A 24,162-nucleotide genomic window follows, 5' to 3' on the forward strand; every position below is an offset into this window, starting at 1 on the left:
CTCCTACATGCTGGATGTGCGACGGATGCAGGTGCTGCGGACGGTGGTCGGCAGCGGGTCGGTGACGGCGGCGGCCGCGAGCCTCGGGTACACGCCCTCCGCGGTGAGTCAGCAGGTCGCCGCGCTGGAGAAGGAGGCCGGTACGGCGCTGCTTGAGCGGTCCGGGCGGGGGGTGCGGCCGACGGCTGCCGGGCTGCTGCTCACCGAGTACGCCGACGCGATCGGCCGGCAGGTCGCCGAGGCGGAGACGGCGCTGGCCGATCTGCTCGCGGGGCGTACCGGGCGGTTGTCGGTGCGGTACTTCGCCACGGCGGGGTCGGCGCTCGTCGCTCCGGCGGTCGCCCGGATGCGGGCCGAACACCCGGACGTGCAGGTCGAGTTGAAGCTGATCGACCCCGAGGATCCGCTGCCGGACGTGCGCGAAGGGAGGGCGGATCTCGCGCTGGTCGTCGGCGCGGGGCGGCAGGCCAACGGCGTACGGCTGCTGCATCTGCTCGACGATCCCTACCTCGCCGTCCTGCCCAAGGGGCACCGGCTCGCGGGCCGGCGGACCGTGGAGCTGGCGGAGCTGGCCGAGGAGCCCTGGGTCGGCAGCGAGTGGCCCGGGCCCTGTCTGGACGCCCAGCTGAGCGCGTGCGAGGCCGCCGGGTTCCGGCCGAGGTTCGTGGTCGAGAGCGAGGACTACGTCACCGCACAGGGCTTCGTCGCGGCGGGCCTCGGGGTGAGCCTGATCCCGCGGCTGGGGCTGGGCGGCGGCCGGCATCCGCAGGTGGTACTGCGGGAGGTGCGGCGGCCGGAGCCGACCCGCACGATCAGCGCGGCGGTACGGGAGTCGGCACCGGTGCAGCCCGCGCTGCGGACGTTCCTGGAGGCGCTACGGGAGGCGGCGGGAGCGCCCCGCTGATACGCGGCCCGCGCACCTCGGGCAGCGGCTCGCGCCCGAACCCGGCACTCCGCCGAGCGCGGACGCCTCTCGCCCCGACCTACGCCCTCGTAGGCAGCAGGCGCTTCCCCGTGCCCCTCGCCGGAGGCAGCTGGGGCAGGGAGTACGGCAGGGCGCCGTACCAGAGGCGGGCGACCGTGAAGCCGAAGGCCAGGCAGAGCATGCCGCCGACCGCGTCGAGCCAGAAGTGGTTGGCGGTGGAGACGATGACCATCAGGGTCGCCGCGGGGTAGAGGAGGCCCAGTACGCGTACCCACGGGACCTTGGCCAGGGCGAAGATCGTGAGGCCGCACCACAGGGACCAGCCGATGTGCATGGACGGCATCGCGGCGTACTGGTTCGACATGTGCTTCAGGTCGCCGGACGCCATCGAACCCCAGGTCTGGTGGACCATGACGGTGTCGACGAACGTGCTGCCGTTCATCAGGCGGGGCGGGGCGAGCGGATACAGGTAGTAACCGACCAGCGCGACCAGGGTGGTGGCGAACAGGACCATGCGCGCCGCCGCGTAACGGCCCGGATGACTGCGGTACAGCCACACCAGCACACCCAGCGTCACCACGAAGTGCAGTGTCGCGTAGTAGTAGTTCATGCCGACGATGAGCCAAGTCACCGAGTTCACACCGTGGTTGATCGACTCCTCGACCGCGATGCCGAGATGGTGCTCGACCTTCCAGATCCAGTCGGCGTTGCGCAGCGCCTCACCGCGCTGCTCCGGAACCGCGTTGCGGATCAGCGAATACGTCCAGTAACTGACGCCGATCAGCAGGATCTCGAACCACAGCCGCGGCCGGCGCGGAGTACGCAGCCGACGCAGGAACCCCGGCCTTCGTCCGGCCGTGCCGGGGTCCGGAACTGCCGTCTGCTCACGGTCTTCCAGACTGGTCACGGTCGACTCACCCATAGACACAAAGTCTGCCAGAAACGCCTTCCTCGACCGATCATCCCTTGGGCTGGTTCAGGGCGCATGTCCTACGACGGAAAGACGCCCCGCACTCCTACCTGCGAACCGGTCGGGACCCCGGGTTCTCCGCCCTAGGGACGACCGCGCTCTCCGGGTGCCGAGGCGGTCGAACCCCGTACCACCAGCTCAGGCATGAACACGAACTCGCTGTGCGGGGCGGGGGTTCCGCCGATCTCCTCCAGGAGCGTGCGGACCGCCGCCTGGCCCATCGCCGGCACCGGCTTGCGGATCGTGGTCAGCGGTGGGTCGGTGAAGGCGATCAGCGGGGAGTCGTCGAAACCGACCACCGAGACATCGCGCGGGACGTCCAGACCGCGCTGGCGGACCGCCCGTATCGCGCCCAGCGCCATCATGTCGCTCGCGCAGACCACGGCCGTGCAGTTCCGCTCGATCAGTGCGCCGGCGGCGGCCTGGCCGCCCTCCAGGGTGTACAGCGAGTGCTGGACGAGATCCGACTCGACCTCCTGCGCGGCCAGGCCCAACAGGTCCTGCATCGCGCGTACGAAGCCCTCGATCTTGCGCTGCACCGGCACGAACCGCTTCGGTCCGAGGGCGAGTCCGATCCGGGTGTGGCCCAGCGACACCAGATGCGTGACCGCGAGCGTCATCGCCGCGCGGTCGTCGGGGGAGATGAACGGCGCCTGCACCTTCGGCGAGAAGCCGTCCACCAGCACGTACGGCACGCCCTGCGCGCGCAGCCGGTCGTAGCGCTCCATGTCGGCCGTGGTGTCGGCGTGCAGTCCGGAGACGTAGATGATGCCGGCGACCCCACGGTCCACCAGCATCTCCGTCAGCTCGTCCTCGGTGGACCCGCCCGGGGTCTGGGTGGCGAGCACGGGGGTGTAGCCCTGCCTGGTCAGCGCCTGTCCGATGACCTGGGCCAGGGCCGGGAATATGGGGTTCTCCAGCTCCGGGGTGATCAGCCCCACCAGACCCTCGCTGCGCTGCCGCAGCCGGACCGGGCGTTCGTAGCCGAGCACGTCCAGCGCGGCGAGCACGGACTGGCGGGTGGTGGCGGCGACGCCCGGCTTGCCGTTGAGGACCCGGCTGACCGTCGCTTCGCTCACCCCCGCCTGGGCGGCGATGTCGGCAAGCCGTGTGGTCACGGGGGTGGACTGTACCGGCCGTCGGCCCGCCGTGGGTTGCTGCCTCATAGCGATCCTCATGTCCTGGTCGGTACACGGCAAGAGCTTGCAGAGTCTTGCACAAGTGTCGCCGACCCGCTCAGCCGCTTCAATAGGTGCCTCCAGGCGATCAAGGTCAGGTCACACGCGAGTAACTCTCCGGTCGTCTTGCAGTTTTTTGCTGCAAGGTCTTTCGTCTTCCTTGCAACGCTGTTACGTTCCCAATCGCCCGGCCGCCGCAACGGCGCAGTCGGCAGCAGCACACGGGCTTTCACCCTCAAGGAGAACTCATGCGGCGTGGCATAGCGGCCACCGCGCTGATGGCGTCCCTCGCTCTCGCGGCGACGGCGTGCGGCGGGAGCGACAGCGGCGACAAGGCGGACGGCCCGGTCACCATCACCTGGTGGGACACCTCCAACGCCACCAACGAGGCGCCCACTTACCAGGCCTTGGCGAAGCAGTTCGAGGCCGCCAACAAGGGCATCAAGGTCAAGTACGTCAACGTCCCGTTCGACCAGGCGCAGAACAAGTTCGACACCGCCGCCGGCGCCACGGGCGCCCCGGACGTGCTGCGTTCCGAGGTCGGCTGGACCCCCGCCTTCGCGAAGAAGGGCTACTTCCTGCCGCTGGACGGCACCGAAGCCCTCGCGGACCAGGCCAAGTTCCAGCCCAACCTGATCACGCAGGCGCAGTACGACGGCAAGACCTACGGCGTCCCGCTGGTCACCGACACCCTCGCGCTGGTCTACAACAAGGCGCTCTTCGCGAAGGCCGGCATCGAGGCGCCCAAGACGTGGGACGACCTCAAGACCGCCGCCGCGACCATCAAGTCCAAGACGGGCGTGGACGGTTACTGGGGCTCCACCCAGGCCTACTACGCGCAGAGCTTCCTCTACGGCGAGGGCACCGACACCGTCGACGCCGCCGCCAAGAAGATCACCGTCGACTCGGACGCCGCCAAGAAGGCGTACGGCACCTGGCAGGGGCTGTTCTCCGGCAAGGGCCTGCACAAGGCCGACACCACCGCCGACGCCTACGCCCACATCCAGGACGCGTTCGTCAACGGCAAGGTCGCCGCGATCATCCAGGGCCCGTGGGAGATCACGAACTTCTACAAGGGCAGCGCCTTCAAGGACAAGGCCAACCTCGGCATCGCCACCGTCCCGGCCGGTTCCACCGGCAAGGCGGGCGCCCCGACCGGCGGCCACAACCTGTCCGTCTACGCGGGCTCGGACTCCGCCCACCAGAAGGCGGCCCTGAAGTTCGTCAACTTCATGACCTCCGCCAAGTCCCAGTCGCAGATCGCGCTGAAGAACTCCACGCTGCCCACCCGCGACGACGCCTACACCGCCGAGGTCAAGGCCGACCCGGGCATCGCCGGCTTCCAGACCGTCCTGCCCGCCGCCCAACCGCGGCCCGCGCTCCCGGAGTACAGCTCCCTGTGGACCCCGCTGGACACCGAACTGCCGAAGATCGCCGGCGGCAAGGAGTCGCTGGACAAGGGCCTCAGCAACGCTGAACTGGCCATCGCCAAGCTGGTGCCGGACTTCAGCAAGTGAGCCCCGCGTGACCGTCGGATCGCCCTGTCAGCACCGGGGGAGCGATCCGGCGGTCACCGGCCTGTCTTTCAGAAGGTGTTGAACCATGACAGTCGCCATCGACCGCGCGACCGGCAAGCGCCGCGGTGACCGAGCGCCGCGGGACGGGCGCTTCAGGCGCAGCTACCAGAAGTACTGGTACGCGTACGCGATGATCGCCCCGGTGGCGATCGTCCTCGGCGTCCTCGTGCTCTACCCCCTGGTGTACGGCCTCTACCTGACCCTCACCGACGCCAACAGCCTCAACACCGCGCGCACGATCGGCGTCAACCACATCGACGCCACCTACAAGTTCATCGGGCTCGACAACTACAAGGACATCCTGTTCGGCCCGACGTCCTACGACCGCTTCTGGTCGCACTTCATCTGGACCATCGTCTGGACCGCGCTGTGTGTCGCCCTGCACTACACGATCGGCCTGGGCCTGGCACTCCTGCTCAACCAGAAGCTGCGCGGCCGCACCTTCTACCGGCTGATCCTCGTGCTGCCCTGGGCCGTGCCGACCTTCGTCACCGTCTTCGGCTGGCGGTTCATGCTCGCGGACGGCGGCATCATCAACACCGCCCTGGACGCACTGCACCTGCCCAGTCCCGCCTGGCTGGAGGACACCTTCTGGCAGCGGTTCGCCGCCATCATGGTCAACACCTGGTGCGGGGTGCCGTTCATGATGGTCTCCCTGCTCGGCGGCCTCCAGTCCATCGACGGCACCCTGTACGAGGCTGCCGAGATGGACGGCGCCACCGCCTGGCAGCGCTTCCGGTACGTCACCCTGCCGGGCCTGCGGTCCGTCAGCTCCACCGTCGTACTCCTCGGCATCATCTGGACCTTCAACCAGTTCGCCGTCATCTTCCTGCTGTTCGGCAACACCGCCCCGGACGCGCAGATCCTGGTCACCTGGGCCTACTACCTCGGCTTCGGCCAACAGCCGCGCGACTTCGCGCAGTCCGCCGCCTACGGCATCCTGCTGCTGGCCATCCTGATCGTCTTCACCTCCTTCTACCGCCGCTGGCTCAGCCGCAACGACCAGCAACTCGCGATCTGAGGCGGGAGCTTCCATGAGTACGACCACTGTCGAGACCCCCGCCACCGTCGCGCCCCCGGCTCCGGCCCGCACCAGGCGCCGCGGCGAGAACAGCCGTGCCGGCTCACTCGCCTCCCACGGCATCCTGCTCGGCGCGAGCGTCATCGCGCTGTTCCCGGTCGCCTGGCTGGTGTTCCTGTCGCTCGGCCCGGACAAGGACGACTATCTGCACCCCGGCGGCATCTGGTCCAAGATGACGTTCGACAACTACTCGTTCGTCCTTCAGCACACCAACTTCTTCGACTGGCTGAAGAGTTCGCTGATCGTCTCGCTCGGCACCACGCTGCTCGGCGTGTTCGTCGCCGCGACCACCGGCTACGCCGTGTCCCGGATGCGCTTTCCGGGCTACCGGAAGTTCATGTGGGTGCTGCTGGTCACCCAGATGTTCCCGGTGGCCGTACTCATGGTGCCGATGTACCAGATCCTGGCCGACCTGCAACTCATCGACAGCTACCTTGGGTTGATCCTCGTCTACTGCTCGACCGCGGTGCCGTACTGCGCCTGGCTCCTCAAGGGGTACTTCGACACCATCCCGTTCGAGATCGACGAGGCCGGACGCGTCGACGGGCTGACCCCCTTCGGCACGTTCGCGCGGCTGATCCTGCCGCTCGCCAAGCCGGGTCTGGCGGTCGCCGCGTTCTACAGCTTCATCACCGCCTTCGGCGAGGTCGCCTTCGCCACGACGTTCATGCTGGACGACCAGAAGTACACCCTCGCCGTCGGCCTCCAGAGCTTCGTCAGCGAACACGACGCCCAGCGCAACCTCATGGCGGCGACGGCGGTGTTGATCGCGATACCGGTGTCGGCGTTCTTCTACCTCGTCCAGAAGAACCTGGTGACAGGCCTGACAGCAGGCGGCACAAAGGGATAGCAGGGTCCGCCAACGCCCCGTCTTTAGCTTTTAGGGGCGCGGGGAACTGCGCGACCAGCCACGACGGCGCCGCTCCCAAAAACTGAGGCGGCCACGGTGTCCATCCGACCCCGCTGACACCATGGCCGCCTCGTCTCCAACTCCCCATGCCCAGAACCCCGTTACGTACCAAGGACGCCATGACCCAGCAGCACGACGTCATCGCCCCGGCATCCAACTCCGCCAAGGCCACGCGCAGCGACTGGTGGAGGGACGCGGTGATCTACCAGGTCTACCCGCGCAGCTTCGCCGACAGCAACGGCGACGGCATGGGCGACTTGGAAGGCGTACGTTCCCGACTCCCGTACCTGAGAGACCTCGGCGTCGACGCCGTGTGGCTCAGCCCGTTCTACGCCTCGCCGCAGGCGGACGCCGGCTACGACGTCGCCGACTACCGGGCCGTCGACCCGATGTTCGGCAACCTGCTGGACGCCGACGCGCTGATCCGGGACGCCCACGAGCTCGACCTCAGGATCATCGTCGACCTGGTCCCGAACCACTCCTCCGACCAGTACGAGTGGTTCAAGCGGGCACTCGCGGAGGGCCCCGGCTCGCCGTCGCGCGACCGCTACCACTTCCGCCCCGGCAAGGGCGAGAACGGCGAACTCCCGCCCAACGACTGGGAGTCCATCTTCGGCGGCCCGGCCTGGACGCGGGTCACCGAACCGGACGGCACCCCCGGCGAGTGGTACCTCCACCTCTTCGCCCCGGAACAGCCCGACTTCAACTGGGAACACCCGGCCGTCGGCGACGAGTTCCGCTCCATCCTGCGGTTCTGGCTCGACATGGGCGTCGACGGTTTCCGCATCGACGTGGCCCACGGCCTGGTCAAGGCGCCGGGCCTGCCCGACCTCGGCTCGCACGATCAGCTGAAGCTGCTGGGCAACGATGTCATGCCGTTCTTCGACCAGGACGGCGTGCACGCGATCTACCGTCAGTGGCGAACCGTTCTCGACGAGTACGCCGGTGAACGCATCTTCGTCGCCGAGGCCTGGACCCCGACCGTCGAGCGCACCGCGAACTACGTCCGCCCCGACGAACTCCACCAGGCCTTCAACTTCCAGTACCTGAGCACCGAATGGGACGCGAAGGAACTGCGCACGGTCATCGACCGGACGCTGGAGGCCATGCGTCCCGTCGGCGCCCCCGCCACCTGGGTGCTGTCCAACCACGACGTCACCCGCCATGCCACCCGCTTCGCCAACCCGCCCGGCCTCGGCACCCAGATCCGCACGGCGGGGGACCGGGAGCTGGGTCTGCGCAGGGCCCGCGCGGCCACCCTGCTGATGCTCGCGCTGCCCGGCTCCGCCTACGTCTACCAGGGCGAGGAGCTCGGCCTGCCGGACGTCGTCGACCTGCCGGACGAGGTGCGCCAGGACCCGGCGTACTTCCGGGGCGCGGGCCAGGACGGCTTCCGCGACGGCTGCCGGGTGCCGATCCCGTGGACGCGTGAGGGCTCGTCGTACGGCTTCGGGAGCGGCGGGAGTTGGCTGCCGCAGCCGGACGGCTGGGGGGAGCTGAGCATCGAGGCGCAGACCGGGAAGGTCGGCTCGACGCTTGAGCTGTACCGGGCCGCGCTCGCCGCCCGTCGTACCCAGCCCGACCTGGGCGCGGGGGACTCCGTCGAGTGGCTGCGGGCTCCCGAGGGCGTACTCGCCTTCCGGCGCGGGGAGTTCGTGTGTGTCGCGAACACCAGCGGGGAGTCGGTGACGACTCCGGCGCACGGGCGGGTCCTGCTCGCCAGCGGGGAGATCACCGAGGCGGACGGCGAGGCGAAGGTGCCCGCCGACACGACGGTGTGGTGGACCACGACGCCGTAATTTCTTGCAGCAACTTCACACGGCCCGCTGCCCTTTTGGGCGGCGGGCCCTTAACATCTCCGTCACCGCAAGGTAGTTGAAAGTTTTCAGCAAGAACCTTCAATGGTGAAGGAGCCCCCGCATGGCACGCAGAACCCTCTCCGGCGGCCTCGCCCTCACGGCCGCCGCCCTCCCCCTCTCGCTCTCCCTTGTCATGACCCCGACGCCCGCGCAGGCCTCGCCGCCCGGCACCAAGGACGTCACCGCCGTCCTCTTCGAGTGGAACTTCGCCTCGGTCGCCAAGGAGTGCACCAACACCCTGGGCCCGGCCGGCTACGGCTACGTCCAGGTCTCCCCGCCCGCCGAGCACATACAGGGCTCGCAGTGGTGGACGTCGTACCAGCCGGTGTCGTACAAGATCGCCGGTCGGCTCGGTGACCGCACGGCCTTCCAGAACATGGTCAGCACCTGCCACGCGGCCGGGGTGAAGGTGGTCGCCGACACCGTCATCAACCACATGTCGGCGGGCAGCGGCACCGGCACGGGCGGGTCGTCGTACACGAAGTACAACTACCCGGGTCTGTACTCCTCCTACGACTTCGACGACTGCACCTCCCAGGTCTCGAACTACCAGGACCGGTGGAACGTCCAGCACTGCGAACTCGTGGGCCTGGCCGACCTGGACACCGGTGAGGACTACGTCCGGTCGGCCATCGCCGGGTACATGAACGACCTGCTCACCCTCGGTGTCGACGGCTTCCGCATCGACGCGGCCAAGCACATCGACACCGCCGACCTGGCGAACATCAAGTCCCGCCTGACCAACCCCTCCGCGTACTGGAAGCAGGAGGTCATCTACGGCAGCGGGGAGGCCGTCCAGCCCACCGAGTACACGGGCAACGGCGACGTGCAGGAGTTCCGGTACGCCTACGACCTCAAGCGGGTCTTCAACAACGAGAACCTCGCGTACCTGAAGAACTACGGCGAGGGCTGGGGGTACTTGAGCAGCTCGGTCGCCGGTGTCTTCGTCGACAACCACGACACCGAGCGCAACGGCTCCACGCTCAACTACAAGGACGGCGCCAACTACACGCTGGCCAACGTCTTCATGCTCGCCTACCCGTACGGCGCCCCGGACATCAACTCCGGCTACGAGTGGTCGGACGCGGACGCCGGACCGCCCAACGGCGGCTCGGTGACGGCCTGTTGGCAGGACGGCTGGAAGTGCCAGCACGCCTGGCCGGAGATCAAGTCCATGGTCGCCTTCCGCAACACCACCCGCGGGCAGGCCATGACGGACTGGTGGGACAACGGCAACGACGCCATCGCCTTCGGGCGCGGCAGCAAGGGCTATGTCGCCATCAACCACGAGTCCAGCAGCCTGTCCCGCACCTACCAGACGTCACTGGCGGCGGGCACGTACTGCAACGTGCAGAACAACACGACGGTGACGGTGAACAGTTCGGGCCAGTTCACGGCCACCCTGGGCAGCAACACGGCACTGGCGATCTACGCGGGCAAGTCGGCCTGCTGAGCTGCGCGGATCTGACGGACGGCGGGGGTGCGAGCGGGGTCACCGCCGCCGTCCGTGCCGCGGAGGTCAGGACGAGACGTTGATGTGCCGGGCGAACGCGGTGACGGAGAGGTCGCCGTGGTCGACCCACTGGGGGAAGGCCAGCGTCTTGTGCTGGGTCGCGGCGGGCGGGGTGATCTCCAGGAAGGAGGCGCGCGTCGCGCCCGAGGTGCCGGTGTTGGCGTGCGTCCAGGCGAGGACGGCCTCGGCGCTCTGCCCGTCCTTGAGGACGAGGGTCTTCTTGCCGGGGTTGTGCGCGTACCACGTGTTGCCCCAGTGGGTGTGGGTGGTGAGCTTCTTGTGCGCGGAGTTCTCCAGGCCCAGGCCGGGGTAGCCGCGCAGCGCGCAGGTCTTCCCGCTCAGGTTGCGCAGCGTGATGACGACACCCTGGTGGTTCATCCCGCCGGCGAGCTGCTTGCCGAAGGAGGCCTTGAGCGCGGCGGCGGAGCAGGTCGGCGTGGCCTTCGCGGCGGCGCTGGGGGTTGCCGCCTGCGCGGTACCGGCCCAGGCCGCGAGCCCCAGTCCGGCGACGGCGGCCACGGCCAGCACGGGGCGGCCGAACCTGCGCTCGGCGCGGTGCTTGGCGGGGCCGGGCTGGTCGGTGATGGCCCGGTCGGCGGCGTTCGGGTGCTCGTTCATGGTGATGGTGCTCCACTCCTGCTCGTTCCTCTGTTCCCGTACACAGAGTTCGATGCGCGGTGCGGCGGTTTTGTTCGGAGAAGTTCGCAGGAAAATCTCCCGCCCCCGCTGAAAGTTCTTTCCGCATGTTTCACGTCTATTGCTGCAACCCTTGCGTCGGCGATACGGTCACGCCGGGGTCGGACCCGACAGAGTCGTCATCGCAAGGAGTTCACACCGGTGATCCATGTCAGACGCGTCGCGGCCGTCGCCGTCGCTGCCCTCGCCCTCGCGCTGGTGCAGCCGCTCGCCGCACACGCCGGCGCCCCGCCCGCACCCCCGTCCGACGCGAAGCTGGCCGCCGAGCCCGCCCGGCACGACGACACCCGCGAGCAGTTCTACTTCGTCATGCCGGACCGCTTCGCCAACGGCGACACGGCCAACGACCGGGGCGGCCTTACGGGTTCACGCCTCAGCACCGGCTACGACCCCACCGACAAAGGGTTCTACCAGGGCGGCGACCTCAAGGGTCTGACGAAGAAGCTCGACTACATCAAGGGCCTGGGCACCACCGCCATCTGGATGGCCCCGATCTTCAAGAACCAGCCCGTGCAGGGGACCGGCAGTGACGCGTCCGCCGGCTACCACGGCTACTGGATCACCGACTTCACCCAGGTCGACCCGCACTTCGGCACCAACCAGGACCTGACGACTCTCATATCCAAGGCGCACGCCAAGGGCATGAAGGTCTTCTTCGACGTCATCACCAACCACACGGCGGACGTCGTCGACTACGAGGAGAAGTCCTACGACTACCTCTCCAAGGGCGCCTTCCCGTACCTGACCAAGGACGGCGAGCCCTTCGACGACGCCGACTACGCCGACGGGAAGCGGGAGTTCCCCGCCGTCGACGGCGACTCCTTCCCGCGGACGCCGACCGTCCCCGCCGCGAAGAAGAACGTCAAGGTCCCGTCCTGGCTCAACGACCCGACGATGTACCACAACCGCGGCGACTCGACCTACGCCGGCGAGAACGCCACCTACGGCGACTTCTCCGGCCTCGACGACCTGTGGACCGAGCGGCCCGAGGTCGTCAGCGGCATGGAGAAGATCTACCAGCGCTGGGTACGGGACTTCGGAGTCGACGGCTTCCGGATCGACACCGTGAAGCACGTGAACATGGAGTTCTGGACGCAGTGGGCGACCGCGCTGGACAAGTACGCGGCCCAGCAGGGCCGTAGGGACTTCTTCATGTTCGGCGAGGTCTACTCCGCCGACACGTCGATCACTTCCCCGTACGTCACCCAGGGCCGCCTCGACGCCACCCTCGACTTCCCCTTCCAGGACGCGGCCCGCGCCTACGCCTCCCAGGGCGGCAGCGCACAGAAGTTGGCGTCGGTCTTCGGCGACGACTACAAGTACACGACCGACAAGGCCAACGCCTACGAACAGGTCACCTTCCTCGGCAACCACGACATGGGCCGCGTCGGGTACTTCCTCAAACAGGACAACCCGCAGGCCACCGACGCCGAGCTCCTCGCCAAGGACAGACTCGCCAACGAGCTGATGTTCCTCAGCCGCGGCAACCCGGTCGTCTACTACGGCGACGAGCAGGGCTTCACCGGCTCCGGCGGCGACAAGGACGCCCGCCAGACGATGTTCGCCTCGAAGGTCGCCGACTACCTCGACGACGACGAGATCGGCACCGACCGCACCCACGCGAGCGACGCCTACGACACGAGCGCACCGCTCTACGAGCAGATCAGCGCTCTCGCCAAGCTGCGCAAGGCCAACCCCGCCCTCACCGACGGCGTCCAGACCGAGCGCTACGCGGCCGACGGCTCCGGGATCTACGCCTTCTCCCGAAACGCCACCGGCACGGGCGCTGACAAGACCGAGTACGTCGTCGCCTTCAACAACGCCGGCGAGGCTAAGTCGGCCACCTTCGCGACCGGCTCGGCGGCCATGAACTTCCGTGGAATCTACGGCACTTCGGCCACCGTCACCTCCGACGCCGACCGGCGGATCACCGTCACCGTCCCGGCCGGCTCCGCGATCGTCCTCAAGGCGACCGGCAAGCCGGCCAAGCCCGCCACCGCGCCGACGATCACCCTCAAGGCCCCCGACGCGGGTGCCACCGGCACGGTCGAACTCTCCGCCGACGTCACCGGCGGCGGGCTCAACCGTGTCGTCTTCGCCGCCCAGACCGGCAACGGCAAGTGGCGCACGCTCGGCTCCGCCGACCACGCCCCGTACAAGGTGACGCAGACCGTCGGCAAGGACGTACCGGCCGGAACAGCCTTGCGCTACAAGGCGGTTGTCGTCGACTCGACCGGACGCACGGCGAGCGCGACGGCCGCCTCCACCTCCGGCACCCCGCCCACCGAGGAGCCCCCCTCCGCCTCCTCCCGCGACTACGCGATCGTCCACTACAAGCGCACCGACGGCGACTACGCCGACTGGGGCCTGTACGCCTGGGGCGACCTCGCCGACGGCGAGTCGACGACCTGGCCGGACAGTCACCCCTTCGTCGGCCGGGACGCCTACGGGGCCTTCGCCTACGTCAAGTTGAAGCCCGGCGCCTCGAACGTCGGCTTCCTCGTCATCGACAAGGACGGCAACAAGGACGTCTCCGCCGACCGCTCGATCGACGTCACCAAGACCGGCGAGGTCTGGATCGAGCAGGGCAAGGAGGCCGTGCAGACCACGCGCCCCGACTACCCGGCGCAGGACACGACCAAAGCGGTCCTGCACTACCACCGCGCCGACGGGAACTACGACGGCTGGGGCCTGCACGTCTGGACCGGAGCCGCCAACCCCACCGACTGGTCGAGCCCGCTCAAGCCGGTGAAGACTGACGCCTATGGCGCTGTCTTCGAGGTGCCGCTCAACGCCGGTGCCACCAGCCTCAGTTACATCCTCCACAAGGGCGACGAGAAGGACCTCCCCACCGACCAGTCGCTGGACCTCAAATCCAACGGCCATGAGGTGTGGCTCTTGAACGGGCAGGAGAAGTACCTCCTGCCCCAGCCTGCGGGCAGTGCGGCGGCCCTCGACCTGACCACCTCCAAGGCGATCTGGATCGACCGGAACACGGTTGCCTGGAACGGCTCCGACGCGGCCGCCTCCACCCAGCTCCTGTCCTCCCACGACGGCTCGATCGCCGTCCAGGACGGGACGCTGACCAGCGACGACGAACGCTGGCTGCGGCTGACGAAGACCACCCTCACCGACGCCCAGAAGGCCAAGTTCCCCCACCTGAAGGACTACACGGCCTGGTCGGTCGACCCACGCGACCGCGACCGGGTGCGTGCGTCTCTCGACGGCCAGCTCGTCGCCTCCCAACGCGCTGCGAACGGAGCCGTGCTGGCGGCGACCGGCGTGCAGATCGCGGGCGTACTGGACGACCTCTACCCGACCGCCACGAAGGCCGAGTTGGGCCCGACCTTCCACAACGGCCGCCCCACGCTGGCCGTTTGGGCGCCGACCGCGCAGAGCGTGGCGCTGGAGCTCGACGGCTCGCTGAAGGCGATGAAGCGTGACGACTCCACCGGCGTCTGGTCCGTCACCGGCCCCAAGTCCTGGCAGAACAAGCCCTATCGGTACGTCGTCAAGGTGTGGGCGCCGACCGTCCGGAAGGTCGTCACCAACAAGGTCACCGACCCCTACTCGGTCGCCCTCACCGCGAACTCCGAGCGCAGCCTCGTCGTCGACCTGGCTGACAAGTCCCTCGCGCCGGGCGGCTGGTCGACGTACACCAAGCCCAGGGCCGTACCGCTGAAGGACGCCCAGATCCAGGAGCTGCACGTCCGGGACTTCTCCGTCGCGGACGAGACCGTGCCGGCGAAGGACCGGGGCAGCTATCTGGCCTTCACCGACAAGGGCAGCGACGGTTCGAAGCACCTGCGCGAGCTGGCGAAGGCGGGCACGTCCTACGTGCATCTGCTGCCCGCCTTCGACATCGCCACGATCCCCGAGAAGAAGGCGGACCAGGCCGGCCCCGACTGCGACCTCGCCTCCTACCCGGCCGACTCCGACCAGCAGCAGGCGTGCGTGGCGAAGTCGGCCGCGCAGGACGCCTACAACTGGGGCTACGACCCGTACCACTACACGGTCCCCGAGGGCTCGTACGCCACCGACCCGGACGGCACCGCCCGTACCGTGCAGTTCCGCAAGATGGTCAAGTCGCTGAACGAGGACGGTCTGCGGGTCGTCATGGACGTCGTCTACAACCACACGGCGGCGGCCGGGCAGGCGGACACCAGCGTTCTGGACAAGGTCGTGCCGGGCTACTACCAGCGGCTGCTCGCCGACGGCTCGGTCGCCAACAGCACGTGCTGCGCCAACACCGCGACCGAGAACGCCATGATGGGCAAGCTGGTCGTCGACTCGGTCGTCACCTGGGCCAAGGAGTACAAGGTCGACGGCTTCCGCTTCGACCTGATGGGGCATCAGCCCAAGGCCAACATCCTTGCCGTGCGCAAGGCGTTGGACGCGCTGACCTTCGCCAAGGACGGCGTCGACGGCAAGAAGATCATCCTGTACGGCGAGGGCTGGAACTTCGGCGAGGTCGCCGACGACGCCCGCTTCGTGCAGGCCACGCAGAAGAACATGGCCGGGACGGGCATCGCGACCTTCTCCGACCGGGCTCGTGACGCGGTGCGCGGCGGCGGGCCCTTCGACGAGGACCCGGGTGTGCAAGGTTTCGCGTCCGGGCTCTACACCGACCCCAACTCGTCCACGAGCAACGGCACTTCGGCCGAGCAGAAGGCCAGGCTGCTGCACTACCAGGACCTGATCAAGGTCGGTCTGTCCGGCAATCTGAAGGCCTTCACCTTCACCGACACCGACGGCAAGGAGGTCACCGGTGCCGAGGTCGACTACAACGGCCAGCCCGCCGGGTACGCGGACGCGCCCGGCGACGCCCTCGCCTACGCCGACGCGCACGACAACGAGTCCCTCTTCGACGCCCTGGCCTACAAGCTGCCCGCCTCGACGAGCGCCGCCGATCGGGCCCGTATGCAGGTCCTGGCGATGGCGACGGCCACCCTCTCGCAGGGTCCGGCCCTGTCCCAGGCCGGCACCGACCTGCTGCGCTCCAAGTCCCTGGACCGCAACTCCTTCGACAGCGGTGACTGGTTCAACGCGATCCACTGGAACTGCGCGGACGGCAACGGCTTCGGGCGGGGGCTGCCGATGGCTGCCGACAACGCGTCCAAGTGGCCGTACGCGAAGCCTCTGTTGAGCACGGTCAAGGTCGGGTGCGCGCAGATCGAGGGCGCCTCGGCCGCGTACCGGGATCTGCTGAAGATCCGTACGACGGAGCCGGTCTTCTCGCTCGGCACGGCCGGACAGGTGCGGGCGAAGCTGTCCTTCCCGCTGTCCGGGAAGGACGAGACGCCCGGGGTGATCACCATGGAACTCGGTGATCTCGTGGTCGTGTTCAACGCGACGCCGAAGGAACAGGAGCAGCGGGTCGGCGCGCTGGCCGGTACCGGCTACCGGCTGCATCCGGTGCAGGCGGCGGGGACGGACACGGTCGTGAAGTCCGCCAGGTACGCGCGGGATTCGGGCACGTTCACCGTTCCTGCCCGAACCGTGACCGTATTCTCCCGCAGCCCGCGATAAGGGCATTACCTTGGTGGGGCAGACCTCGAACCCGGGTCTGCCCCACGGTACGGGTCCAGGGCGGGGCAGATGGACGTCGACGAGAAGCCGACAGGTACGACGGTCATGGTCGTGGACGATGTGGCCGCCAGTCGGTATGCCATGGGCTCGGTGCTGAGCCGGGCCGGCCACCGGGTCGTCGCGGTGGGCAGCGGCGGCGAGGCCCTCGACGAACTCGCGGAGCGGCGGCGCAAGGGCACGCTGCCCGATGTGGCCCTGGTGGACGTGGGCCTGCCGGACATGAGCGGCTTCGAGCTGTGCCGCCGGTTCAAGGAACAGCCGTACACGGCGGGCATTCCCGTCGTGCACTTCTCGGCCGCGCTGGTGGCCCCCGCCGTCCGCTGCCAGGGTCTGGACACCGGCGACGAGGCCTATCTGACGGTGCCCGCCGAGCCCGAGGAGATCGAGGCGGTCGTCCGGGCCGCCGTCCGCTCCGCCCGGCTGCGAGCCGACAACAAGGCCCTGGTCCGGCGGCTGACCCAGCTCTCGGAGACCATCGTCGGCATCCAGTCGGCGCGCTCCCCGCAGGAACTCGCCGACGCGGCCGCCGACGGCGCGGCCCGGCTGACCGGCACCCCGGCCGCCGTCTTCGTCCTCGACCAGGACGACCGGCTCTACCGCGGCCTGTCACGGGACCGCACCGCCGTCGCCCTGCCCGACGAGGGCGCCCACCGGGCGATCTCCGCGCTGCTGCGCCGGCTCACCCGGGGCCAGTCCGACGTGCAGCTCACCACCGTGCCCTCGCCGCTGTGGCCGACCGGCTTCTTCCGGCCAGGTGTGCAGCACGACGCCCGCCTCGCGCTGGTCCTCACCCAGGACGGCCGGGCCCCGGTCTGCCTGGCCGCCCCCGCGCGCGGGATGCGCCGCCTCGGCCCCGAGGGCGAGGCCCTGCTGGCGCAGCTCGCCCAGGCCACCGCGCTGGCCGCCGAACCGCTGCTCATGTACCAGGTCGAGCGGCATGTCGCCCTCACCCTCCAGCACAGCTTCCTGCCCCGCCCGCACAAGCTGCCCGACCTGCCGGGCGTCGAAGTCTCCGTGCGGTACGTGCCCGCCTCCCGGGAGACCGAGATCGGCGGCGACTTCTACGCCGCGCTGCGCCTGGACGACGGAGTGCTCGCCGCGGTCGGCGACGTCGTCGGGCACTCGCTGGACGCGGCCACCGTCATGGTCGAGATACGGCACGCGCTGCGCGCCTACTGCGTCGAGGAGAGCGACCCGGGCGTGCTCGCCGAGCGCCTGGACCGGATGCTGCGCCGCTACCACCCCGAGCTCACGACCACCGTCTGCCTGGTCCAGCTCGACCCCGGAACCGGACGGATCCGGATCGCGAACGCCGGTCACATCCCGCCGCTGATCCTGCGGGACAGCGGCAGCGCCGAGTACGCCAAGGCCTCAGGCCCGCTGCTCGGGCTCGGGCTGCCGCATCCGACGCCCACCGAGCTGTTCCTGGAGCGCGGCGACCGGCTCCTCATGGTCACCGACGGTCTGATCGAGACCCGGGGCGTCGACCTGGAGGTCTCGATGGAACAGCTCCGGGCCGCCGCCACCGGCGCCCTGCCCGGCCTGGACGCCCTGTGCGACACCCTGCTGGCCTCCTTCGGCCACGACCGCGATGACGACATCGCCATGCTGGCCCTGCGCCTGACCAAATAGGGTGGGCCCGACACCTTAGAACGGGGAGTACCCATGCCGCAGATCACCGTCGACCACTCCGCCGCCCTCTTCTTCGACCAGGAGGGATTCGCCCGCGACCTGCACACCGCGACGGTCGAGATCGCGGCCGCCAAGCCGGAGGCGTGCAAGACGCAGTTCCGGGAGAGCACCGTCACCGCGTTCGGCTACGAGGACCCGCTGGACGCCGGGCACGCGGTCATCCACGTCACCATCGGCCTGCTCGCCGGGCGCACCGACGAGACCAAGGCGAAGCTCACGGAGGCCGTCCTGGAGCTGCTGCGCAAGTACATCGAGGACGACGGGTTTGTGCTGCACGCCTCCGCCGAGGTACGCGAACTCGACGCCTCCTACCGCAAGTTCGAGCGCTGAGTCAGCTCACGAGGCCAGGGCGATGAGCCGGGTGGCGAGCTCCGTGAAGGGGCTGTCGGCCGGCTCGCCCAGGGCCATCTCCCGTACCAGGCCCGCCATTTCCTCGTCGTAGGCCGCGCTCACCGCGGCCAGCGCGGCGAAGTCGTGCACGAGCTGCGCCTCCAACTCCCCACGCGGGATGCGCCGTCCGTCCAGCCAGATCAGCGCGGTCGACTCGGCGAGCGATATCCAGGAACGGACGACCAGTTCCAGCCGCGCGGGCGGCTCCTCGACGCCCAGATGCGACAGGATCTGTTCGTACGCGGCCTGCCGTACGGAGTCGACGAGCGCGTTCGTCGCCGACGAACCGACGGCCGGACCGCCGCGCATCAACGCCGAGAAACCGGGCCCGTGGTCGTCGACGAAGTCGAAGAAGCGGCGCATCACCCGCAGCAGCCGATTGCCGAGCGGGCCCTCCTGCGGTTCGGCGAAACGGGCCGCCAGATCCTCCGAGGCCCGCTTCAACGCGGCCTCGTACAGGCTGAGTTTGCCGGGGAAGTAGTGGTAGACGAGCGGGCGCGAGATGCCCGCCGCCGAAGCTATCTCGTCGATGGACACATCGTCGGGCGAGCGTTGGCTGAACAGTTCGAGGGCGACGCCGATCAACTGCTGCCGCCGCTCCTCGACTCCCATTCTGCGGCGTACCCCGGTAGTCATGCGAACACCTTACCGATCGGATCCAGCCGGGAACGGGCCGGTCCGGCCGGGCGTGCTCACATATCCAACACGAGACGATCACTTCGCGCACGCGACACGCAGATGAGCATCGAGTCGGTCCGCTCCGCGTCCGTCAGCAACTCGTCCCGATGGTCCACCTCCCCTTCCAGCACCCGCTGTTGACAGGTTCCGCAGAATCCCTGGGCGCAGGAGTACGCCGTGTCGGGCAGTTCGGCGCGTACGGCGGCCAGCACGGTCGAGTCGGCGGGCACGGTCAACGTCCGCCCGCTGCGCCGGAGTTCGACCTCGAACTCGCTGTTTCCGTCGGCGGAGACGCGGGGTGCGAAGCGCTCCAGGTGGACCCGCGGGACCCGCTCGGCCACCGCCGACATCAACCCCTCTGGGCCGCAGCAGTAGACGGCCGCGTCCTCGGGCACATCCGCCAACAGCCCGTCCAGATCGGGCAGTCCGGCCTCGTCCTCGGCGACGACGGTGACCCGGCCGCCCGCGCCCAGTTGCTCGATCTCGGCCAGGAACGGCATCGAGGCGCGCGTGCGCCCGCAGTACAGCAACCGCCACTCACCGCCGTCCCCGAGCGCCCGCAGCATCGGCAGTACGGGCGTGATCCCGATGCCGCCGGCGATGAAGACATGGGCCGGGGCGTCGACGAGCGGGAAGCGGTTCCGCGGCCCCCGCACCTCCAACTCCATGCCCTCCCACACCTGTTCGTGCACCTCGCGCGAACCGCCCCGCCCGTCCTCGACCAGCCGGGTGGCGACCGTGTACGACGAGGTGTCGGCCGGATCGCCGCACAGCGAGTACTGGCGCACCAGCCCCGACGGCAGCACCACATCGAGGTGCGCGCCCGGCTCCCACCGCGGCAAGTCCCGTCCCTCAAGCCGCAGTTGCACGACCCCGTCGGCCACCGTCTCGTGCCCGGCCACCAGCAGCCTGAGCACCCGCGAGCGCGGCTGCCCGGACACCGGCCGCTCCAGCGCGGGCATCGGCCACAGCGGCGAGGCCTGGATCCGGCGGCGCATCGCCCGCCGCACGAGCAGGGCGGTCCCCGCGACGACCACGACTCCGAGCGGCTTCGGCATCACACGGCCCTCTTCTCGGCCGCCGTGGCCGCGGGGGAGGAGGCCAGATAGGCGAGCGCCTGCTCGGTCGAGCCCTCCTGCGAGGGGTGGTAGGCGCGGCTGAGATAGCGCGGCACGGACCGCAGCACGTCCCCGGTCGCGGGCAGGGTGCCGCGCCTGCCGCACCGGTAGAACTCCTTGAAGGAGGCCCTGCCGTCGACGAGCGTCGGGTCGTTCGCCATGAAGAAACGGATCCCGCGCTGCCACAGGAACACCAGCGCCCCGAACGCCGTGGCCCAGGTCCGGGCCCGGCGTCGGTAGTCCCCGTCGACGTGCATGAACAGGTCGAAGGCCACGGACCGGTGCTCGACCTCCTCCGCACCGTGCCAGCGCAGCAGGTCCAGCATGGTCGGATCGGCGCCGCGCCGGTCCAACTCCTCGGCGTTCAGCACCCAGTTGCCGAGGAACGCGGTGTAGTGCTCTATCGCCGCGATGATCGCGACCCGCTCAAGCAGCCACCACTTCCGGGCCCGGCCCGGCGGCAGCGTCCGGTCGCCCAGCATCTTCTCGAAGAGCCAGTCGACCTGCGCGGTGTACGGCGTCGGATCGAGCCCCTGCTCCCGCAGATGCGGCAGCACCTCGTCGTGCGCCTGCGAGTGCATCGCCTCCTGCCCGATGAACCCGATGACGTCCTCGCGCAGCCGCTCGTCCCGGATGTAGGGCAGCACCTGCTTGTACACATGCACGAACCAGCGCTCACCGGCCGGCAGCAGCAGATGCAGCACGTTGATGGTGTGCGTGGTGTACGGATCGCCCGGCACCCAGTGCAGGGGCGTGTCCTCCCACGAGAACGACACGTTCCGGGCCTTGAGCGGCGTGTTAGACATGGCGTCAATGTACTGACGAGTAAGTCCGAGAGGAACCCTTGTGCGAGGACTTGTTGACGCGAGTGTCAGCTAGGGCTCGCCGGTCGGCCCTCCAGCCCGTCGGCGGCCCCGCCCAACAGGCCCTCTACCGCAGCCCGCTGATCGTCCGCCCGTCCGCCAAGGTGCCCTTCAGCTCGGCCTGCGCCCCCTGCTGGGCCCGCGCCGCGAGCTGCCCGCCCTGGGCGGTGGCGCTGATGCCGCCCGTCGCGCTGATCGACGAGGTCCCCCGGCTCCCGGACGCGAGCAGGTACCAGCCGCCCGCCTCCGACTTCCAGAGCACCCCGGCCAGCACGTTCGGGTCCTTCGGCCCGCACGCCGCCACGTTCTCGGCCTTCGCCGCGACCGCCCCGTACACCCCGCCCGGCGTGTGGAACTGCGCCAGCACGCGCGTGCCGCCGCCCCGCCAGGTCTCCGCGCGCGTGCACACCCACTCAGCCGTCCCGCTCGCGTCGGGCAGCGACTGGTCGGCGTAGGCCCAGGCGTTGACACTGCGCACGCCCGCCGAGCGCACCGCGCCCAGCGAGCAGGCGTACGGCGCCCAGGTGCGCAGCGCCTCGGCGCCGGAGGCCTCCTTGGCCGAGCCGGGGCGGCCGGTGGTGAGGTGGGCCGGGATCAGCTCGCCGAGGTCGGTCAGCAGCCGGGTGCCGGTGGCGTCGGTCAGCTGGAGCACGTTCCACGAGGTGCAGGCGCCGGTCTGCTGGGCCGGGCCGGCCATCGGGGCCGTGATGCCCTCGGCCAGGTCGAGGTCCATCGCGCCCGCGTTCGGCTTCATCAGGTCCCGCTCGACGGCCTTCGTCACCCAGGGCGCCGTCAGATAGCGCACATTGCCGTCGGCGCGGCCCAGCACCAGCGCGCTCGACTCGGTGCGGTCGGCGCCGTCCACGCGCGCGAAGTCGAGGGCGGCGCCCTTGGTGCCGTCGGCCGGTTCGGCGTAACGGGCGATGCGCAGACCGTCGTAGAGGATCACCACGTGCGCACTGTCGACGGTCCCCGCGTACAGCAGCTGGGGCGGTCCGGCCGGGCCGCCGGACGGGGTGCCCGGGGTCGCGGAGACCTGGACGCTCTCGCCGGGACGGGCCCAGACGGCGAGGGCGCGGCGCAGCAGCGCGGTGTCGCCGGTGAGGTCGCCGCGGGCGGGCCAGACGGAGAAGTCGGTGCGCGCGGCGGACTCCCAGGCGGTGGGCGCGACCCTGGTGAGCTTCGCCGGGTCGAGGGCGGCCTCGGCGGCCGGGTTCTGCGCGTACACGGGCGCGGCGGCGCCGTCGGGGGCCCAGCCGTCGCCGGGCAGGCCGAGCAGCGCCCCGCACACGGCGAGCGCCGCGGCGGCGGCCAGGGCGGCCTTGCCGTGCTGGCGGCGGCGCATCAGGTCGGTGGGCCGGGCGTGCAGCGCGCAGGGGTCGAACTCGGGGGAGCCGAGCAGCGCGTACTGCGCCGGTACCTCGTCGGCCTCGCGCAGGGCGGCCGTAGGGTCGGCGACCCCGGCGGCGGCCAGGACCTTGCTCACATCACCGTCGGGCAGGCGCTCCAGGCCGCGCAGCACATAGGCGGCGCGGGCCGGTCCGGACAGGGCGGACAGCCGCTGGTCCAGGGTGAGTTCGTCGGCGCCGCCCGAGCGCGGGAACAGCCGCAGACCCCACACCTGGGGGAGCAGCGGCGGCAGCTGGGACCGCTTGGGCAGCGCCGTGAACCGCAGCGGCCGCCCCGCCTCCAGCGCCGTACGCAGCACCTGGAGGCGGACGAAGGCGTACCCGGGATCGCCGTCCCGGCCCTTGGACTGGGCCGGGATCACCGCGGCGGCCGACGCCCGGCCCCGGGGCAGCGCGCGCTGGGCGAGGGAGTGCGCGGTCACCACGCGCCGGTTGCGGCCCAGGCTCGGCGGGAGCACCAGATAGGCGAGCCGGACCAGGCGCGGGTAGTGCTCGACGAGCGCGGCCTCGGCCTGCTCGACATCGACGACCGGGTCGGCGGAGGAGGCTGAGGGGCGCGGGGCGACATCCTGTGGCTGCACGTTCAGCAAAACGAGCGAATCGGGGGTTGGTCACCGCCACCCGGGTGACCAGGGGATGAGCCGGACGACAGGGGTCCTACGCCTCCGGCTCGACCAGGGCCCGCGCGTAGTTCGCCATCGACCGCTGGTAGCGCGGCAGATGAGGGGCCAGCGCGCCCAGGACGAGGGAGAGGCCCTCGCGGTCGCGGCCGAGGCTGGACAGGCACAGCGCGAGACAGCCCCGTACGGCGTCGTCCAACTCGTCGGAGGGGGCGTCCAGTTCGGGGGTCAGCAGCTTGACGCCTTCCTCGGCCTGGCCGATGTTCCGCAGCGAACTGGAGAGTTGGATCTTGGCGCGCCGGCCCTTGTACCGGCTGGCCTCGCTCAGGCCGCGTGCCAGGGCCTCCCGGTACAGTGGCACCGCTTTGTCCGAGTGGCCCGTGGAGTCCCAGGCGCAGGCCCGCTCGAAGAGGCCCAGCGGGCTGCCGGCGGGCAGCTCGGCAGCGAGGGCGTCGATGGCCGCGCGGAAATCGGCGGCCTCCTCCTCGGCGTAGTCGTCGAAGCCGGCCCAGGCGGCGGTCACACGAACTTCCCAGTCTTGGTCCACGGGGCATACGTTCGCACAGGCGTACCCACGACGACACCGGATTTGAGCGCACCGCGCCTCACAGCCGTATCGAAGGGGACGGGCCCTTGGGCCAGCAGAGCGACCGGAGGAACAGATGAGGTTGACCCGACCGATGCTCGCCGTGGCGGGCGCCGCGACCGCCCTGGCGCTGGCGGGCTGTGGATCCGGCGACAGCGACGCGGCGGCCAAGGTGCCGGTCACCGCCACCGGCAGCCTGGAGAGCCTGGCCGCCAAGGCGAAGTGCACGCCGGACATGCAGATCGACTCCGACGAGGTCCGGCAGGCGATCTGCAAGACCTCCGCCGGCAAGTTCGTCTTCGCCACCTTCGCCACCGACCGCGGCCAGCGCGAATGGATCAACGACGCCAAGGACTACGGCGGTTTCTACCTCGTCGGCCGCAAGTGGGTCGCCGTCGGCGAGGACAAGGTGGTCAAGGCGCTGCAGGGCACGCTGGGCGGCGAGGAGGAGATCGGCACCGACCACAGCAAGCACACCAGCTGAGGCAAGCACACCAGCTGAACGGCT

At 69.8% G+C, this 24,162-nt stretch carries 18 protein-coding genes; 10 read left to right on the top strand and 8 right to left on the bottom strand.

Annotation, left to right across the window (positions count from 1 at the left end):
• The first annotated feature begins 7 nt into the window (after positions 1–7).
• A complete protein-coding gene (locus ACWDR3_RS01040) occupies positions 8–904 on the top strand; it encodes a LysR substrate-binding domain-containing protein (RefSeq protein ID WP_450349731.1) in 897 nt (298 codons plus the stop codon).
• Between the two features lie 79 nt (positions 905–983).
• On the opposite strand, the gene ACWDR3_RS01045 is transcribed toward ACWDR3_RS01040, so the two are convergent.
• Positions 984–1,847, bottom strand: coding sequence for a phosphatase PAP2 family protein (locus ACWDR3_RS01045; RefSeq protein WP_450349732.1), 864 nt, complete (start codon positions 1,845–1,847; stop codon positions 984–986).
• 131 nt (positions 1,848–1,978) lie between these two features.
• The gene (locus ACWDR3_RS01050; RefSeq protein ID WP_450349734.1) at positions 1,979–3,013 is read right to left on the bottom strand and encodes a LacI family DNA-binding transcriptional regulator; all 1,035 of its coding nucleotides are present in this window, start codon (positions 3,011–3,013) and stop codon (positions 1,979–1,981) included.
• A gap of 308 nt (positions 3,014–3,321) precedes the next feature.
• Between ACWDR3_RS01050 and ACWDR3_RS01055 the strand changes: the two genes are divergently transcribed.
• From ACWDR3_RS01055 to ACWDR3_RS01075, 5 genes are all read left to right on the top strand, one after another.
• Complete coding sequence (locus tag ACWDR3_RS01055) at positions 3,322–4,590, top strand: extracellular solute-binding protein (RefSeq protein ID WP_450349736.1); 1,269 nt, start codon at positions 3,322–3,324, stop codon at positions 4,588–4,590.
• A gap of 85 nt (positions 4,591–4,675) precedes the next feature.
• The gene (locus ACWDR3_RS01060) at positions 4,676–5,671 is read left to right on the top strand and encodes a carbohydrate ABC transporter permease (RefSeq protein ID WP_450349738.1); all 996 of its coding nucleotides are present in this window, start codon (positions 4,676–4,678) and stop codon (positions 5,669–5,671) included.
• Positions 5,672–5,684: 13 nt separating this feature from the next.
• Positions 5,685–6,581, top strand: a complete 897-nt coding sequence (locus ACWDR3_RS01065; RefSeq protein WP_450349739.1) for a sugar ABC transporter permease — start codon at positions 5,685–5,687, stop codon at positions 6,579–6,581.
• Between the two features lie 179 nt (positions 6,582–6,760).
• Positions 6,761–8,440, top strand: a complete 1,680-nt coding sequence (locus ACWDR3_RS01070) for a glycoside hydrolase family 13 protein (protein ID WP_450349740.1) — start codon at positions 6,761–6,763, stop codon at positions 8,438–8,440.
• 121 nt (positions 8,441–8,561) lie between these two features.
• Entirely contained in the window at positions 8,562–9,953 is a 1,392-nt protein-coding gene (locus tag ACWDR3_RS01075; RefSeq protein ID WP_450349742.1) for an alpha-amylase, read from the top strand.
• A 66-nt stretch (positions 9,954–10,019) separates the two neighbouring features.
• Here ACWDR3_RS01075 and ACWDR3_RS01080 read toward each other — a convergent pair whose 3' ends face one another.
• Complete coding sequence (locus ACWDR3_RS01080) at positions 10,020–10,631, bottom strand: DUF4232 domain-containing protein (protein WP_450349744.1); 612 nt, start codon at positions 10,629–10,631, stop codon at positions 10,020–10,022.
• 219 nt (positions 10,632–10,850) lie between these two features.
• Between ACWDR3_RS01080 and pulA the strand changes: the two genes are divergently transcribed.
• The 3 genes from pulA (at position 10,851) to ACWDR3_RS01095 (ending at position 18,320) form a co-directional block, all read left to right on the top strand.
• On the top strand, positions 10,851–16,238 hold the full coding sequence (gene pulA, locus ACWDR3_RS01085; protein WP_450349745.1) for a pullulanase-type alpha-1,6-glucosidase: 5,388 nt from the start codon (positions 10,851–10,853) through the stop codon (positions 16,236–16,238).
• A gap of 69 nt (positions 16,239–16,307) precedes the next feature.
• Positions 16,308–17,930: a SpoIIE family protein phosphatase gene (locus ACWDR3_RS01090; RefSeq protein ID WP_450349747.1), complete on the top strand. Its 1,623-nt coding sequence runs from the start codon at positions 16,308–16,310 to the stop codon at positions 17,928–17,930.
• A gap of 33 nt (positions 17,931–17,963) precedes the next feature.
• A complete protein-coding gene (locus tag ACWDR3_RS01095; protein ID WP_401728966.1) occupies positions 17,964–18,320 on the top strand; it encodes a 5-carboxymethyl-2-hydroxymuconate Delta-isomerase in 357 nt (118 codons plus the stop codon).
• Positions 18,321–18,326: 6 nt separating this feature from the next.
• Here ACWDR3_RS01095 and ACWDR3_RS01100 read toward each other — a convergent pair whose 3' ends face one another.
• The 5 genes from ACWDR3_RS01100 to ACWDR3_RS01120 form a co-directional block, all read right to left on the bottom strand.
• Positions 18,327–19,016, bottom strand: coding sequence for a TetR/AcrR family transcriptional regulator (locus tag ACWDR3_RS01100; RefSeq protein ID WP_402347942.1), 690 nt, complete (start codon positions 19,014–19,016; stop codon positions 18,327–18,329).
• 56 nt (positions 19,017–19,072) lie between these two features.
• The gene (locus ACWDR3_RS01105; RefSeq protein ID WP_450349749.1) at positions 19,073–20,116 is read right to left on the bottom strand and encodes a PDR/VanB family oxidoreductase; all 1,044 of its coding nucleotides are present in this window, start codon (positions 20,114–20,116) and stop codon (positions 19,073–19,075) included.
• Positions 20,116–20,982 carry a metal-dependent hydrolase gene (locus ACWDR3_RS01110; RefSeq protein ID WP_124004141.1) on the bottom strand — a complete coding sequence of 289 codons (867 nt, stop codon included), beginning with the start codon at positions 20,980–20,982 and terminating at the stop codon, positions 20,116–20,118. The genes ACWDR3_RS01105 and ACWDR3_RS01110 overlap by 1 nt, the downstream gene beginning before the upstream one ends.
• Positions 20,983–21,106: 124 nt before the next feature.
• On the bottom strand, positions 21,107–23,029 hold the full coding sequence (locus ACWDR3_RS01115; protein ID WP_450349750.1) for a hypothetical protein: 1,923 nt from the start codon (positions 23,027–23,029) through the stop codon (positions 21,107–21,109).
• A 76-nt stretch (positions 23,030–23,105) separates the two neighbouring features.
• Positions 23,106–23,615 carry a tetratricopeptide repeat protein gene (locus tag ACWDR3_RS01120; protein WP_450349752.1) on the bottom strand — a complete coding sequence of 170 codons (510 nt, stop codon included), beginning with the start codon at positions 23,613–23,615 and terminating at the stop codon, positions 23,106–23,108.
• Between the two features lie 115 nt (positions 23,616–23,730).
• Here ACWDR3_RS01120 and ACWDR3_RS01125 point away from each other — a divergent pair, with 115 nt between their 5' ends.
• Positions 23,731–24,138: a hypothetical protein gene (locus ACWDR3_RS01125; protein WP_450349754.1), complete on the top strand. Its 408-nt coding sequence runs from the start codon at positions 23,731–23,733 to the stop codon at positions 24,136–24,138.
• Positions 24,139–24,162 lie beyond the last annotated feature (24 nt).

The organism is Streptomyces sp. NPDC001002 (assembly GCF_053599215.1).